Origin of the sequence: Rhodonellum sp., assembly GCF_030656585.1 — a bacterium.
Taxonomy (GTDB): Bacteria; Bacteroidota; Bacteroidia; order Cytophagales; family Cyclobacteriaceae; genus Rhodonellum; species Rhodonellum psychrophilum.
This window is the reverse complement of the sequence record NZ_JAUSPP010000051.1, coordinates 1-15971: the sequence shown is the minus strand read 5'-3', so window position 1 is coordinate 15971 and position 15971 is coordinate 1. Positions and strand designations below refer to the sequence as shown.

At 41.2% G+C, this 15971-nt stretch carries 15 protein-coding genes; 10 read left to right on the top strand and 5 right to left on the bottom strand.

The window, feature by feature from the left end:
- The first annotated feature begins 210 nt into the window (after window positions 1–210).
- From Q7J63_RS12565 to Q7J63_RS12550, 4 genes are all read left to right on the top strand, one after another.
- Window positions 211–540, top strand: a complete 330-nt coding sequence (locus Q7J63_RS12565; RefSeq protein WP_019597327.1) for a PadR family transcriptional regulator — start codon at window positions 211–213, stop codon at window positions 538–540.
- A 3-nt stretch (window positions 541–543) separates the two neighbouring features.
- A complete protein-coding gene (locus Q7J63_RS12560) occupies window positions 544–2442 on the top strand; it encodes a PspC domain-containing protein (RefSeq protein WP_304886568.1) in 1899 nt (632 codons plus the stop codon).
- An 80-nt stretch (window positions 2443–2522) separates the two neighbouring features.
- A complete protein-coding gene (locus tag Q7J63_RS12555) occupies window positions 2523–2891 on the top strand; it encodes a hypothetical protein (protein WP_139189663.1) in 369 nt (122 codons plus the stop codon).
- A 164-nt stretch (window positions 2892–3055) separates the two neighbouring features.
- The gene (locus Q7J63_RS12550; RefSeq protein ID WP_304886566.1) at window positions 3056–4456 is read left to right on the top strand and encodes an MBL fold metallo-hydrolase; all 1401 of its coding nucleotides are present in this window, start codon (window positions 3056–3058) and stop codon (window positions 4454–4456) included.
- A gap of 403 nt (window positions 4457–4859) precedes the next feature.
- Here the strand turns inward: Q7J63_RS12550 and Q7J63_RS12545 are convergent, their stop codons facing one another.
- Complete coding sequence (locus Q7J63_RS12545; protein WP_019597331.1) at window positions 4860–5309, bottom strand: GNAT family N-acetyltransferase; 450 nt, start codon at window positions 5307–5309, stop codon at window positions 4860–4862.
- A gap of 224 nt (window positions 5310–5533) precedes the next feature.
- On the opposite strand from Q7J63_RS12545, the gene Q7J63_RS12540 reads away from it, so the two are divergent.
- The 4 genes from Q7J63_RS12540 to Q7J63_RS12525 all read left to right on the top strand — a co-directional run bounded on the left by Q7J63_RS12540 (window position 5534) and on the right by Q7J63_RS12525 (window position 8955).
- Window positions 5534–6103: an RNA polymerase sigma factor gene (locus tag Q7J63_RS12540; protein ID WP_019597333.1), complete on the top strand. Its 570-nt coding sequence runs from the start codon at window positions 5534–5536 to the stop codon at window positions 6101–6103.
- Entirely contained in the window at window positions 6096–6866 is a 771-nt protein-coding gene (locus Q7J63_RS12535) for a hypothetical protein (RefSeq protein WP_304886563.1), read from the top strand. The genes Q7J63_RS12540 and Q7J63_RS12535 overlap by 8 nt, the downstream gene beginning before the upstream one ends.
- 19 nt (window positions 6867–6885) lie before the next feature.
- Window positions 6886–7911 (top strand): hypothetical protein, encoded by a 1026-nt coding sequence (locus Q7J63_RS12530; protein WP_026333570.1) that lies wholly within the window; start codon window positions 6886–6888, stop codon window positions 7909–7911.
- Window positions 7912–8013: 102 nt separating this feature from the next.
- On the top strand, window positions 8014–8955 hold the full coding sequence (locus Q7J63_RS12525) for a DUF4097 family beta strand repeat-containing protein (RefSeq protein WP_304886561.1): 942 nt from the start codon (window positions 8014–8016) through the stop codon (window positions 8953–8955).
- A 238-nt stretch (window positions 8956–9193) separates the two neighbouring features.
- On the opposite strand, the gene Q7J63_RS12520 is transcribed toward Q7J63_RS12525, so the two are convergent.
- Both Q7J63_RS12520 and Q7J63_RS12515 read right to left on the bottom strand, forming a co-directional pair.
- Complete coding sequence (locus Q7J63_RS12520; RefSeq protein ID WP_304886559.1) at window positions 9194–9685, bottom strand: hypothetical protein; 492 nt, start codon at window positions 9683–9685, stop codon at window positions 9194–9196.
- Between the two features lie 53 nt (window positions 9686–9738).
- Window positions 9739–10845, bottom strand: coding sequence for a ferredoxin--NADP reductase (locus Q7J63_RS12515; protein WP_304886557.1), 1107 nt, complete (start codon window positions 10843–10845; stop codon window positions 9739–9741).
- Window positions 10846–11082: 237 nt separating this feature from the next.
- Between Q7J63_RS12515 and purB the strand changes: the two genes are divergently transcribed.
- Together purB and Q7J63_RS12505 are read left to right on the top strand one after the other, a co-directional pair.
- Entirely contained in the window at window positions 11083–12426 is a 1344-nt protein-coding gene (purB, locus tag Q7J63_RS12510; RefSeq protein WP_304886555.1) for an adenylosuccinate lyase, read from the top strand.
- Window positions 12427–12620: 194 nt separating this feature from the next.
- Window positions 12621–14183 (top strand): SulP family inorganic anion transporter, encoded by a 1563-nt coding sequence (locus tag Q7J63_RS12505; RefSeq protein WP_304886553.1) that lies wholly within the window; start codon window positions 12621–12623, stop codon window positions 14181–14183.
- On the opposite strand, the gene ctlX is transcribed toward Q7J63_RS12505, so the two are convergent.
- Complete coding sequence (ctlX, locus tag Q7J63_RS12500; protein WP_304886551.1) at window positions 14175–15110, bottom strand: citrulline utilization hydrolase CtlX; 936 nt, start codon at window positions 15108–15110, stop codon at window positions 14175–14177. The genes Q7J63_RS12505 and ctlX overlap by 9 nt on opposite strands.
- Before the next feature lie 205 nt (window positions 15111–15315).
- The coding region (locus Q7J63_RS12495) for a hypothetical protein (RefSeq protein ID WP_304886549.1) at window positions 15316–15971 on the bottom strand (656 nt) is incomplete at its 5' end.

Genomic DNA, 15971 nt, shown 5'->3' with positions numbered 1-15971 from the left:
TTTGGGCAAAAAGTGCTTAAAATTAAAAATAACAAAGAAAATCAATCCTCGTGCTCTTTTTTTAGGCGAATATGACACAAGGAAACTGGTATTACAGGGTACCTGATTTAACTTTGGTATAGTTTTTCTTTCCTTATCAGAAAATGGAGGGAAAAATACGGCTGAAATCACCTTGGATTTTCCTCGAAAAAAAATTTAAATCCAAATCTTATGAATGCTTCAAACACCCAGATACAAATGCGGAAAGGCCTCTTGGAATTCTGCATTTTGCATATCATTTCCAGAGGGGAAGCCTATGCATCCGACATGATCGAAGAACTGACAGCGGCAAAGATGATCGTAGCGGAAGGAACCTTGTATCCTTTACTCAACAGGTTGAAAAACGCATCCTTGGTCGCTTACAAATGGGTAGAGTCCGAATCCGGTCCACCTAGGAAATATTACACCATTACCGAAGAGGGGCTTGGTTTTCTAAACACCCTGACTGAGACATGGGCTTCTTTGGTCGCCTCTACCCAATTAATCACTTCAAAGCGATAAGTCATGAAAAAGACAATAAGTATAAATATCAGTGGGATCCTTTTCCATATCGAAGAGGATGGATATGCCACCCTAAAAAAGTATCTGGAGGCAATCAACAGACATTTTTCCCATTATAAGGACAACCAAGAAATCATATCGGATATCGAAAACCGGATCGCCGAAATATTTCTGAGCAATCTCAAAAACAACAAACAGGTGATCACCGCTGAAAATGTGGCCAACTTGATGGAGAAAATGGGGACAATTGCCGATTTCAAGGCAATGGAGGAAGACATGCCAGAAACTGTGTTTGGGAAAGAAAAAGAGGAGAATGATTTCTACAAATACATCACCCCTCCGAATCTGGAAGGAAAAGGCTACAAAAAATTGACCCGGTTGGAAAACCGTAAAATCCTAGGTGGAGTATGTGCTGGTTTGGCGCATTATCTGGCAGTGGACCCTCTTTGGACACGGTTGGTGGCCATTCTTCTCCTTTTCAGTGGCAGCTTGCGCTTCGGCAGTTTTGGGATCAATACCTTTCCTTGGAACTTCAATTTCTCCATTGGTGGATTTGCCTTGATCGCATACATCGTGCTTTGGGTCATTTTGCCGGTGTCGTATGAAGACCCCGAAGACAAAAACATCAAAAAACTTTACCGAAATCCAGATGATAGGACTTTGGGAGGTGTCGCCAGTGGATTGGCAGCCTACTTCAATGTGGAAGTCATTTGGGTTCGTTTAATCTTTATTGGATTGATCTTCGCGGGTGGTGCAGGTTTGGTGATTTACCTGATCCTTTGGATCATTACCCCTGCTGCAAAATCCATAACCGAAAGAATCCAGATGAAAGGTGGAGCCATCACCTTGGACAATATCGAAACGACCATCAAGGAAAACCTGAATCCAATTCCCAAAAGGGAAGAAAGTCAAGGTAGAAAAATTCTTTTGGCGCCATTTCGCTTCTTAGGAAAAGTAATCAATGCACTGGGTGAGGCTTTGGGTCCCTTGGGAAAATTCCTCATCTCCATCATCCGGGTAATCTTCGGATTGATCATCTTCTTTATAGGAACGGCATTGACTCTTGCTCCCTTGGCATTGTTGGGTGTTTATTTCGAGGTTATTCCACAGAATTATTCAGGTTCAGGTTGGACCAATGATTTCCCCATGACTTGGATCACCGAGATCATGCCTGTTTGGTTGGCACTCGCCATTGCAGTGGCCATCTTGATTCCAGGGATCATCATCCTTCTCCTCGGCATCAGTGTCTTGGTGAAAAAGAGCATCATTGATGGCAGGTTTGGCTTGGTGGCCTTGGGAATCTGGTTGTTGAGTTTGGGGATTTGTGCTTTTCAAGTTCCAAGAATGGTCACACAGTTCAAAACCGAGGCTACACAATCCGTGGAAAATCCCATTGATGTTTCAGACAAAACATTGATCCTGAAATCGGTCGATACCAGAGATGACAGTGGTTTTTTTGAGGCGGTAAGCCTCAAACTCCAAGGCACGGACAACGAAAAACCAATTCTGATCCAGAAATTGAAATCGAGGGGAAAAAGCTACCAGGATGCCTTGAAAAATGCTGAAGCTATCAAATACAATTATACCGTGATGGACTCGATTTTGACCTTCGAGAGAGGAATTGACTTGAACCAAATGGATAAATTCAGAGGTCAAAAGATTGATTTGGTCTTGGAAATACCCTACGAAAAACCCTTTGTATTGGACAAATCGATTCTATCCATCATCAAAGGAACCATCCACAGCAACGGATATAAAATCCGAGATGTCAATTCCCGCAACCATTGGGTATTCAATGAAATGGGGTTGCTTTGCCTGACTTGTAGCAATGACACCAAGGTTTCAAAAATCGACAGTCTCTCCCGGGCAAAATTTGAGGATGCCTACTTTATGAATCGCTAGGACCAACATTTCATTTTGCAATTCAATCCTATTGGAGACCAGAGACCAATAAAAAACGGAAATAACAAGTCTACAACGCTATGAATAAAATTTATCGATTATCTGTCCTCATCCTTTTTATTGGTTTTATGGGGTCATCCTGTAAAAACAAACCTGCTGATCCAACGGTGACCTATGAGGTCACGACCAATAATAATAATTTTGACATTTATTATTTGGATGGAACTGGGAAAGAAATCCACGAAACAATCACCGAAAATTACTGGACCATATCCTTTATCGGTAAGAAGAACGACCCTGTTTCCCTGTCAGTAAAGGCTAATGATCTAAATGATCACATCGCTGCAAAAATAATTTATGACGGAAAACCAATTAAAGAAGTAACCACTTATGGCCAAAAGAGTGGAGAGAAAATTTCAGCTGAAATCTCAACAAAACTTCCCTATTGATACAGTTGGCATCAGTCTATTAAAAAACAAATTCAGAACTAACACCTTTCCCAACCGCGGAATTTGACTGAGATTATCCAGCCAAATTCCGCGGTTATTTTTTAAAAAAAACCTTTCAAACTATCTGAATCCTTGTATTTTTACTAAACTTAAACCCAGAATTTATGAAGATTCAGATAAAATTTTTAGGGGGAGCCAAATCCGTAACCGGCTCCAGGTATTTATTGGAAGTCGATCATACTAAAATCCTGGTGGATTGCGGTCTATTCCAAGGGCTTAAAGCGTTGAGATTGAGAAATTGGGAAAGTTTCCCAATTTCTCCCTCCAAGATTGACATGGTGATTTTGACACACGCCCATATCGATCACAGCGGTTATTTACCCAAATTGGTCAAGGAAGGCTTCAATGGCCCGATATACTGTACTTATCCCACGCTGGATCTTGTCCAGATCTTATTGGCTGATTCCGCAAAACTGCAGGAAGAAGAAGCCGCTTATGCCCAAAAGAAAGGGTATTCCAGACACGAAAAACCGGAACCCTTGTATACCGTAGAAGTTGCCAAAAAGGTCTTTCCAATGTTGGTTGGGGTGGAAATGGAAACGGAAACAGTGATCAATGAAAACATCAAATTCACCTATTACAATGCCGGCCATATCCTCGGGGCAGCCATCCTAAAAATAAAAGTGAAAGGGGAGCAACAGGAAAAGAAAATCGTCTTTTCCGGTGATTTGGGAAGGTACCACGACCCTCTACTCAATCCACCTTCTAGACTTCCTTTCGCCGATGTGCTCCTGATGGAGTCCACTTATGGAAACCGCATACCGGAAAAACGCTATCCAGAAGAGGAACTTGGAAGGGCTATCAGGGAAACTTATGCAAAAGGAGGGATTTCCTTGATCCCAGCTTTTGCCGTGGGTAGAACGCAACTGATCCTCTATCACCTCCACAGGCTTCAGCAAAAGGGTAAAATCCCGAATATCCCGATTTATGTCGACAGCCCGATGGCCATTGATGTCACCAAATTGTACAAGCATTATGGCCACTATCACCGGCTTGGGCCTCTTTTTGAAGAGGAGGGCAGTAACCCCTTCTCCTTTAAGAATCTTCATTATTACCAAAGCCAGGAAGCTTCCATGTCACTCAATCACATCCGTGGCGATGCCATCATCATTTCTGCGAGCGGGATGGCTACTGGAGGAAGGGTCTTGCACCACTTGTACCACCGATTGCCAAATGAGCAGGACAGTGTCATATTCGTAGGCTATCAGGCTGAGGGAACCCGAGGCCGCAAACTTCTTGACGGAGATGAAACCGCCAGAATGTACGGTATTGATGTTCCTGTCAAAGCTTCGGTCTATTATATCGAAGGTTTGTCTGCACATGCGGATCAGGACGAACTGATGGAATGGGCAGAGGGTTTTACCAGCAAGCCGAAAATCACCTTTCTTATCCACGGAGAAATTGCGGCCTCCGAATCAATGGCCAAAAAAATCAATGAAGAGTTGGAATGGCAAACAGTTGTTCCCAATTACTTGGAATCGTTCGTGCTGTTTGATGGGATTTAAGGAGGTCAAACAAGGAAACTGCGAATGATTCCCCAAGGCAAAAGCCCTCAAAATCATGATTTTGAGGGCTTTTGCCTTTTTTTTGTAACTATTGGAAATAAAATTGATCTCAGAAATCTAAAAAATGTCAGAACTGTTACAGCGACTGGAAAATACTGTTTTTGGTGTTTCAGTTATTGGAAAACACTCATCCAAGGTTTAACCCTTGTATGCATTAACATTTCTACTTGAGCCAAAAATCACTTACGAATCAGTCATTTGTTCACTGTTTTTGTCTTCACCATATCGGTTAGAGGACCTATTCTCCAAATAGTCTGATTTTCTTGCAGTTTCCATCCCGATGGGAAACGGAATGTATATTTCGGGTTTTAGCGAGAAAATTCAAATTTACTTTATAATCCCGTCATACTATTTTTTCAAAACACAAACTTCCTGCTATCCCCTCGTATTGACCATAGTTGGGAATCAATGAGAAACCGCTCTTTTTGTACAGACCAATGGCCTCGGTCTGCCTGATTCCTGTTTCCAAAATACATCTTTTATAAGAAAGTTCTTTGGCCCAAATCTCCAATTCTGATAATATGGATGAAGCGATTCCCTTTCCCCTACTCTCCTTGTCCACAAACATGCGCTTGATTTCCATCGTGTCCGAATCGAATTCTTTGATCGCACCACAACCCACCGACTCCCCATTTTCATAGACCAAAACGACATACCTGATCTTGTCTATTTTATTGAACTGATTGTAGAAACCATGGTCGGCACCATCCGTAATGGCCAATCCAGCATCAAGCTTTTTGACGAGTGCAATGAAATCGGGATTTTGGGAATCTGTCCTGATGGTACGTTCCATTTTTGAATAAGTTGATTGGAGAATATCCCGAAATAAACACAAATTCAGCAAACACCAAATGGAAATCACAATTGATTTCAAGCCAAAAACCCCATATATCAGTGGGAAAATTCAAGACAGTTGTATCTTTATAAATCAAAAAACAGAAAAATTTAACCTTTTTTCACCAATCCATGCAACCTATTTTCCATTTTATGTATCTCCCTATTTGAAAGTCATTCCGCATGTTTACCAAGAAAACCTTTAACACCGAATCGGACCTCATCAAAAACTGCCTCAAGGGTGAAAGAAATGCCCAGCGGTTTCTTTATGATTCCTATGCGGGGAAGTTTTTGGGGATTTGCCTTCGGTATGTCAAGGATCGGGACTTGGCGGAAGATGTGATGATAGAAGGCTTCATGAAGATCTTTGAAAAACTCCCCCAATACCAATCTTTGGGAAGTTTTGAAGGCTGGATGAAAAGGATCATGGTCACACAATCCCTCTTGGTCCTGAGGAACAACAAAAGTTTAAGTATGGAGGTAAATATGGAAAGCCATCTTGAAAATGCAGAACAGACCTACGAAATCAATGCACTTGAAACAGCCGATCTGATGGAGTTGGTCCATGAGCTTCCCGTAGGATACCGAACGGTATTTAACCTGTATGGTATAGAAGGATACAGCCATGCCGAGATCGGAGAACTGCTGGGAATCTCAGAAAGCACTTCTAAATCCCAACTCAATCGGGCAAGGAACATATTGAAAAAGAAAATAGCCGATCAACAATTAAAAGAAAGGAGAATCAATGGCTAACGAAAAAAACAAGCTTGACACCCAATTCAGGGAAAAACTCATCAACCACCAAGAAAAGCCTTCGGCACTCGCTTGGGAAAGGTTGGAAAACCAATTGTCAAAATCTGAACAAAAAAATGGATTCCCATTTTGGAAAATAGCAGCTTCCCTTCTCTTGTTGATGGGCATGGGGTATTTCATTTGGCTTGCGGTTGATTCGACAAATCCATCTACACCCGAATTGGCAGCTGGCGAACAAGAGAAAATACAAGATTCCGAGACACTTCCAATGGATGACCCAAGTCTATTGATACAGGAAAAGCTACCTAGCACTGAGGAGACATCTTTTGATGTGAAGGAAGAGTCAAAACAAATCCAAAAACAAAACTCGCTTCCACAGAAGAAATCCATCACACCCAGGAAGGAAGAAAATCAAGCCAGTTTGATCGCGGGGGTCAGAAAACCGGAGGAAAGTCTGGAAATGAAGGGCACCGAAATTCCCGAAATCGAAATCCCCATTATGGATATTGCGGGAGAACCTGAGAGAGAAACATTGGCTAAAAATGAAGCGCCTTTAGGAAACGAAGATGCCTACCGTGTGAAGATCATTTCCAACGGTTTTTTGGCAGAAGCTGAAAAGCCTGGATTAATCGAAGAAATCGAGACAAAAATAGAAAAGATCGGCGGATTGCTGAACAAAGTGGATCAAGGTTTTGCAGACCTGCAGGATGCAAAAAACAATCTCTTTGCCTCCATGGCCACAAAAAAAGAAAAAAACAATTAACCTTAAGTATAGAACTGACATGAAAAGATACTTGCTCTTGTTTTGCTTGTTTGCCACAGTACAAATGGCTTTTGGCAACACGAATGAACCCTATGTGGCTGAAAAAGACAGCATCATCGTCGAATTCGGAAAGTCTGGAAAAATCATCCTGATCGTGGACAACAAGGAGGATTTTGAAAGATTGAAAAAAATGAATATCAACCAGATTGTCCAGGAACTGGATCTCAAACTCAATGAAGAAACCGGAGAACTGACAGTAGTCGAAATCAAAAACAAATCCGGTAGCAAAGAAATCGTGAGGGTACGGGAAGACGGTATGGAAACAGAGGTGTATGTCGGCGGAATCAAAGTCATCGTAGACGAATCCAGCGGAAACACCAAGGTACGGGTAGAAACCGGCAACAAGAAAAAGACGGACCCTTCCTTCCGCTCCTATTTCAATGTGGATCTGGGCATCAACAATTACCTGGATTCAGACGGTCAATTCCCCACCTCAGATCAACCTTATGCCGTCAAGGGCTGGGGCAGCTGGAACTTGGGCCTTAATTGGATGGCCTCACAAAAAATAAGCAAAGGATTCTATTGGGATTTTGGAATGGGCGTACAGTGGTACAATTTCAAATTCGAAAATAGAGATTTCCAAGCCATTAAGGGCGACAATGAAATTGACTTCTTGGAAAGAACGGATGTGAATGGTTTCAAGAGTAAAATCTCCGCTTCCTATCTAACCGCCCAGACCTTACTCAAACTGGATTTTGGAAAAATGAACGACAATGGGAAGAGAGGATTGAGATTGGCAGCAGGTCCATATGTTGGCTACAGATTGGGAGGAACCAGCAAATTTGCCTATCGGGAACTAGACGGATCTGGGCGAAAAACAGAAAAACAAAGCACAGGTATTTACCTCAACAACCTGAGATATGGGCTTAGAGGAGAAATCGGAGTCGGTAGTTTTACCTTCTTTTCCACCTACGACCTCAATACATTCTTCCAAAATGGAAAGGGTCCCGAATTGAATCCCATCAGTTTTGGAATTGTGTTTTAAAAGTAAAATTCTTGCTTTTCCGTATTCCAAAAGTTTTTACACGCTATGATGACCATTGGCTTGAGTCATTGAATTTTCTCCACAAGACAAAAAAGAAACCCTATGAAACAACACATAAAATCCTCCTTCATTGTCCTGCTGATGGTCATTTTATCAGCTTCCAATGAATTTGCGGCCCAAGCTCAGGTCTTGGTAGATGTCAAGAAGACCTTTTCCGGAATTGAAAGAATCGAAGTTTCCGGTGGTTCACTTGAGGTGGAATATATTGGTTCTTCTGCTGGATCAGAAGTATTGGTCAATGCTTTCTTGGAATCAAACAATCCCAACCAAGATATCATATTTGTGACTTTGGGTGATGTTCTCAAAATCTCCTACCAGCAAACTGGGAATTCTCGATCCATGGGAAATATCCGAACCAAGGGCCACATCAAGATTTCAGGACCCGAAGCGATGGTCTTGAATTTCCAGAACGGATCAGGGAAAATCAAGGTTGAAAACATCAACTCCCCGCAGACCAACTTGACCGTCGGTTCTGGCATGATCCAAGCATCAAAGATAAGGGGGGATCTTCAAGCCAAATCTGGCTCAGGTTCAATCAAATTGAATTCCATCACTGGAGATGTAAAGTGCACTTTGGGATCAGGCTCTGCGGATATCAATGAAGTAAAAGGGGACTTGCATTATTCCTCAGGCAGTGGCAGGATAACTGCCAAGAATATCGAAGGCTTGACAGCTATCTCCCTGACTTCAGGAAGCGCAAGTTTGGTGAACATCGGAGAATTGGGAGAACTTAAAATTTCTTCGGGGTCAATCAGGGCAGAAAATGCAGGCTTGGGTTCAAAAACCCATCTTTCTGGATCTTCTGGATCTTTTCGTATCCAAACCCCTTCAAATCTTAAAGACTTTAATTATTCCTTAAAAGCAAGTTCGGGTTCATTGAGAGTTGGGACTATCAGAACAGGTAGGAACCTCGACATCAACAATCAATCGGAGGATTTCATCAAAGGAACCATAAGTTCTGGCTCAATCTCAATTGATAATTAAACCCGAAATATGCATTAGGTTTCCTAATGGGATTGAAAATTCAAGAATATCAGACTATTGGGAGAATAACGCATTTTACTGATATGGTGAGGTCGGAATTTCGAAACAACTGAAGATGATGAAGCAATTTCAGAATGGAAAAGAATTGGTATACATAACCAAGGTTAAATAAAACCCACCAATTGGATCCCTATTCAAACAAAGGTCATTCGATTCAATTGGTGGATTATTTGTTTCTTTAAATCCTACGTTTCAAATCCATCACCAAATCCTTTTCTTCACCTTTTAGTTTGAGAGCACTGGCTATGCGCTCCGGTGAAGGTTTTCCCAAGGAAATAAATACCAAAGTCACGGCAAAAGCAATGGTGAAATTTGGGTTGTTTAAAAAATACAATCCGGCAGCACTGATGAATCCGGTCAAAAAAAGAATCCAAAATCTAAACGAGACAGCCTCTGCATAAAGGGCGACTTTTTTATCCAATTCATGGACTCCTTTGATTATTTTTTTGGTTGCCGAAGTGAAATGTACAAACTGAAATATCAGAAGCGCTATCACCAATCCAAAAATGAGGGAATTCCAATAGGACGACAAATTAAAGCCTCCATAATCAATCGTTCCATTTTTTGTGTATAAATATGAAATCGCAAAAAATGGAAGCGGAATGGCTATTTGAATCAATACATTCCGCTCCAATTTTCTGTAAATTTCCCTGATTACCGTATTTTCCAATGCTTAAAGGTCTGAATCAAATACTTTTATTAGAACTGGGAATTTTTCCCAGTTTACTCAATAACGATTTTCACATCGCTCGAGATTGGTTTGGAAGAGCAGCAGAGGATATATCCTTCTGCAATCTCATTTTCACTCAATCCGGCATCTTCATTCATTTTAACCTGACCAGTGATCAGTTTTCCTCTGCACGCTGTGCACAATCCGCTTTGACAGCTGTAAGGCATATCTACGCCAACGTCCAAACCCGCATCCAAAATGGTCTTCTCAGGTGAGACCTCAAAAATTCGGCTTTTCCCTTCCAAAATGACCTCCACTTCTCGGGTCAGTTTGGAAACCGAACCTTCTACGATCAAGTTTTCCTTTGTTTTGGATGCCGGTTCTATAAAGAAACTTTCCTTATGGATATCGGCATTCTTCACTTCCATGGCCTCAAGTGTTGCCAAAGAAAGATCCATTAAACCTTGCGGGCCACAGACATAATAGTTTGTTTTTTCGGCCTCGGGAAAGAAACCTGACTTAAGTTCGGCGATGATTTTTTCGGCATCCAACCTCCCCTTCAGCCCTGTCCATGATGCACCGGGTTGACTAAGGTTATGCACCACTTTCATTCTACCTGGGTATTTGTTTTGAAGTGTGTCCAATTCCTTTTTGAAAATGATCTGTTCTTCAGAACGACTGCAATAAATCAGGGAGATTTTTGATAAGGGTTCATTGACCAATACCGATTTTGCAATCCCCATAATGGGTGTGATCCCACTGCCTCCAGTGATCATCACAAAGTGATTTTGGTTTTTGGAGTGGTATTCCGATGTGAAATTCCCAAGAGGTTTCATGACCTCTATGGTTTTTCCGGGCCTGATTTGGTCGTTGAGATAATTTGAAACCAATCCACCTTTTACCCGCTTCACTGTGATTCCGGGATACGGATCGACAAACGGAGAAGTACAAAGGCTGTAGGAACGGCGAACTTCCTTTCCATTTATTTCCAAAACAACTGTTAAAAATTGTCCGGGCTTATATTCCAGGTAAGGATCAGGTTGGTCAAATAAAAGTGTAACCGTATCCGGGGTTTCCTTAATTACTTCCCTGACTTTTAGGGATAAATAATGGTCACCTCTCGTGCTTTCCGCTTTTTTCTTCTTGAATAAATTAAACATTCTCTCTTATTCTATTTATTTATGCCGTTACCAAACGCAAAATTAATGCAGGAATATTGATTTGTAAGCTTTCCCTGGGATTAATATGCTTTTTGATAACCATTTATATCTTAGTCTGGTTTGGTTCACTTGAAGATTAATTGCGTTTATTGAGAGAAATGCAGATTTAATTGGAATTGGTGGACTTAAAGTCGCTCCTAAAAATTAACTTTGGGATATCAATCAAACCAAGACATCATGAATTTGAATCCCCTTACCGCAATCTCTCCTGTAGATGGAAGATATGGAAGCAAAACGGCACCGTTAAGCGCTTATTTTTCAGAATTTGCCTTAATCAAATACCGGGTACATGTTGAGGTGGAATATTTCATTGCATTGTGTGAGCTTCCACTCCCACAGCTGAAGTCCCTGGATCAGTCTTTTTTTCCTATTTTAAGAGATTTGGTGAAAAATTTCAATTTGGAGGATGCACAAAACATCAAGGATACAGAAAGAATCACCAACCATGATGTAAAAGCCGTTGAATATTTCTTGAAATCCAATTTCGACAAATTACGTTTAGGAGAATTCAAGGAATTTATCCATTTTGGATTGACGTCACAGGACATCAACAATACTGCAACGCCCTTGATGTTGAAAGAAGGCTTGAATTCCGTGATTTATCCTGCGCTAGAGACAGTCATCTCCCAGCTGAAAGCAAGGGTTGAGGAATGGAGGGAAATTCCAATGTTGGCCAAAACCCATGGTCAGCCGGCCTCTCCGACACGCTTGGGAAAAGAATTCCAAGTCTTCGTGGTTCGTTTGGAAAGACAATTGGATTTATTGGCCCAAGTGCCGTATTCGGCCAAATTTGGAGGGGCGACAGGCAATATGAATGCGCACCACGTTGCATTTCCTGAAATTGGCTGGAATGATTTTGCAAACTGTTTTGTGAATGAATGTTTGGGATTGGACAGAAGCTACCCAACCACCCAAATCGAACATTATGATAACTTAGCGGCCACATTTGATGGTTTGAAAAGAATAAACACAATCCTATTGGACCTTTCCAAAGACGTGTGGCAGTATGTATCCATGAATTATTTCAAGCAAAAAATCAAAGCTGGCGAAATAGGATCATCTGCAATGCCTCACAAAGTGAACCCCATCGACTTTGAAAATGCAGAAGGGAATTTGGGTATCGCCAACGCACTATTGGAGCACCTCTCCGCAAAACTCCCGATCAGCCGGCTGCAAAGGGACCTTACCGACAGCACCGTTTTACGGGTGATTGGAGTTCCACTTGGTCATATGCTGATTGCTTTGGAATCGTTGACAAAGGGTTTTGGCAAACTTGAACTCAACGAGAAAGCCATAATGGATGATTTGGAGGACAATTGGGCTGTGGTGGCTGAAGCCATACAGACAATTTTGAGAAGAGAAGGTTTTCCTAAACCTTATGAAGCCTTAAAAGACCTGACCAGAACGAATGAAAAAATAACTGAAATTTCAATAAAAGACTTTATAGATCAATTGGATGTTTCTGATATAGTCAAATTAGAACTCAAAAAAATCAGCCCATATAATTTTACGGGCATTTAACTTTTTTAATTAATTGATTATCAATTGTTCGTGAATTTTCTTTTAAATATATTGGTCAATGGAAGAGTTTAAAAAATTCCATTGACCAATTAAATAATAATTTTAATTCAGGATTTTATTATTTTGGAAATCAATCCTTCATAGAAGGGATAATTTGTTTGAAAATTTAATTAAAATCCTAGCTGAAACATTGTATGAATAAAACCAAAAACATCTTTTCGCATCTTGGTGCTGACCTTCCTGCCGGATTGGTTGTTTTTCTGGTTGCATTACCTCTTTGCCTGGGAATAGCGCTCTCATCTGGCGCGCCACTTTTTTCCGGGATTATCGCAGGTATTGTCGGGGGTATTGTCGTCGGGTCCCTTTCTGGCTCCCACACATCCGTTTCGGGCCCTGCAGCGGGGCTGACGGTGATCGTTTTGAATGCAATTACAGAGCTTCAGGTTTTCAATCTGTTTTTGACTGCATTGGTTTTGGCAGGTGTTTTTCAAATTATCCTGGGCGTGCTTAAAGCCGGGATAATCGGATATTACTTCCCGACTTCTGTGATCAAAGGGATGTTGGCAGGTATAGGCATCATCCTGATTATCAAACAAATACCTTATGCATTTGGAGTAAATGAATCCGATGATCTCAGCAATTACATTCCTTTTGTGAATGATTGGAATGCTGTTTTGGATTTAAAAAACCTATTCAATGTATTGGACTTAGGGGCGATAATAATCACAACCCTATCGTTGCTTATTTTAATTTTATGGGAAAAACCATTTGTAAAAAGAAGCCCAATATTAAAAATAATTCCAGGGCCTCTTTTGGTGGTTTTTTTAGGCATTGGACTCAATAAATTCTTTAAATTTTTTATTCCCGATCTTTATTTGGATTTTGAAGACAAAGTGGTGCTGCCACAAGTGCAGTCATTTGAAGGCTTTTTTGGACTTTTCACCTTTCCTGACTTTTCTGGATTGATGAATGGAGATGTTTGGTTGATTGCCTTTACCATGGCCATAATTGCAAGTTTGGAAACGCTCTTGAGTTTAGAAGCTGCGGATAAAATCGATCCATTAAAAAGAGTGTCCCCACCCAACCGCGAACTATTGGCCCAAGGTACCGGAAACATCATCAATGGACTGATTGGAGGGTTACCTGTTACGGCCGTCATCGTCAGAAGTTCTGCCAATGTCACCTCAGGAGCAAGAACCAGAATGTCTGCAATATTCCATGGGTTTCTTTTACTCGCCAGTGTGTTGTTGATTCCTAGTTTGCTAAACTTGATTCCACTGGCTTGTTTGGCGGCAATCCTGCTTATGGTGGGTTACAAATTGGCGAAAGTATCTTTATTTACCACGCAGGCAAAATTGGGATGGGATCAGTTTCTTCCCTTTATCATCACCATCGTCGGTATCGTGGTTTTCGACCTTCTGATCGGCATTGGCCTTGGAATGGGCGTGGCAATCGTTTATATTCTGTTGAGAAACTTTCAAAATTCCCATTTTCTGGAAGAGAAGGTTTCAGGGAATTCAAATACCATCCATATTGTATTGTCTGAAGAAGTCAGTTTTTTAAACAAAGGTGCACTTATTCAGACTCTTGAAGATATTCCAGAAGGAAAGCATGTAATTATCGATGGTTCCAATTCAAAAATCATCGATTACGATGTTTTGGAAGTCATTGAGAATTTCAAGATTGCCGCCAAAAATAAAAATATCGAAGTGGATACCATCGGCATTCGTTCGGTGAAAATCGGAGGTTTACACTAATGGCAAGAAAATTTCTGCCAGCATACACCTGACACTTCCCCCACCAATCTTCTCGATGGTGGGGATTTTAATGGGTACAATGGTCGTAAATTTTTCTAATGTCTGTATTTGCGCAGCATTTAAGGATTGAAAAGCAGCATGGGACATCACTGTGAATTTTTCGCCTTGGCCATTCTGCAGTTCCAACATATTCCCAGCAAAGTTAAATTTCTGCTTGACTGAAATGGGGATGATCTTTTTACCGCTTTTTTCCAGACTTTTTTGAAGGGCTAGTCTCTCCGAAGTTTTAGGAATACTTTCCAGACATACCACAGCCAAATCAGTCCCCACATGCATCATTACATTGGTGTGATAGATTGGTGATACAACACCCTCAATGGTTTGGGAAGCATCAAAATCCAAAATGGTAAACCCAAGAAGTCTTCCAAAATAATCCAGAGGCACTTCATGTGTCCTAACCGACCTACAGGCATATGCAATACAATTGGCTCTATCCAAAACGAGACTGCCCGTTCCCTCCAAAAACTGCCCGTCTTGTTCAAAAAAACTCAAGTCAACGATTTCCTTGATTTTAAAACCCTTCATCATCAGGATTTCCATCAAGTCATTTCTCCGCTCCAATCTCCTATTGGGTGAGAACATGGGGTAGAATACCACCTTTCCATCAGAATGGGTACTGAACCAATTGTTGGGGAAAACAGCGTCAGTTTTTCTGGGTTCAGGAGTATCGTCAACTACGATGACATTCATTCCTTTCGCCCTTAAGCTGGAAACAAATGTATCAAACTCTTCCAAAGCCAACCGATTGATTTCACCTGCAGTACGATCATCCCATTTTTGGTAAAAATTGTTTTCTGCAGTTTCTGGATTGAATCCAAAATTTGCAGGGCGGATCATCAAGACAGTAGAGGTAGTTTGAGCAATCATAATGCGGAATCAAATTGTGGCCGATGCTCAAATTTAACCCGTTTTATGCATTACCAATTCAATTCTAGCCTAAAAATTCTTCTTCATCAGTCTTGGTTACTATTTCTGACATTACCGTATTGGTACTCCCTCTTTTTCTCCAAATAGTCTGATTTTCATGCAGGTTCAACCTCATTAGGAAACGCAGTGCATATTTCGGGTTTGACTATTTTTTATCATATCGATAAAGTACCGGCGCTATTCCAAAACTTTTTTCGCTCAAGGTGAAATAGCTGTTTCCTGATGGATGAAACCCTATCGCCTCTCCCTGGGGCTCGGTCTTGTATGGCAATATCAATGGCTTTCGGCCCAATGCCTCAGGGATACTTTCCCCATTCTTTCTTTCCCAATAAAAAACGGTAAAGTAATTTTTAATCAAAATCTGACTTCCATCGGCTGAAATATCGCCTGCCACGGCCATGGTGAAGGGCAATTCCATGACTTTTTCCAAAACATATTGTTCTTTTTCAAATGCTTTTTTTGGAGCTCGGTAAAGTGTATTTGTACTGTCTCTTTTAGAAACAATGAAAAAATCACCGCTTCTGGGATCTACCATCAGGGTTTCTGCGTCTTTTGGCCCGTCAGGGTACGTCAGGGTTAGGGTTTCCGGCTTTATTTCCATTCTCAATTGCACGTTTTTCGGTTCAGGAAACCTGAAAATCTTGATGTTTTTGTGTACGCCGTTATTGTCTCCGATCTCTCCGACATAGACATAAGAAAGTTTTTTATCAGGTCCAGGGCCAACAGCAATGTCTTCCCAGTCTCTATTTTTGACACCTTTCAATTTGATAATCCCTCTGTCCTTGCCCAGTGTATCGGTCA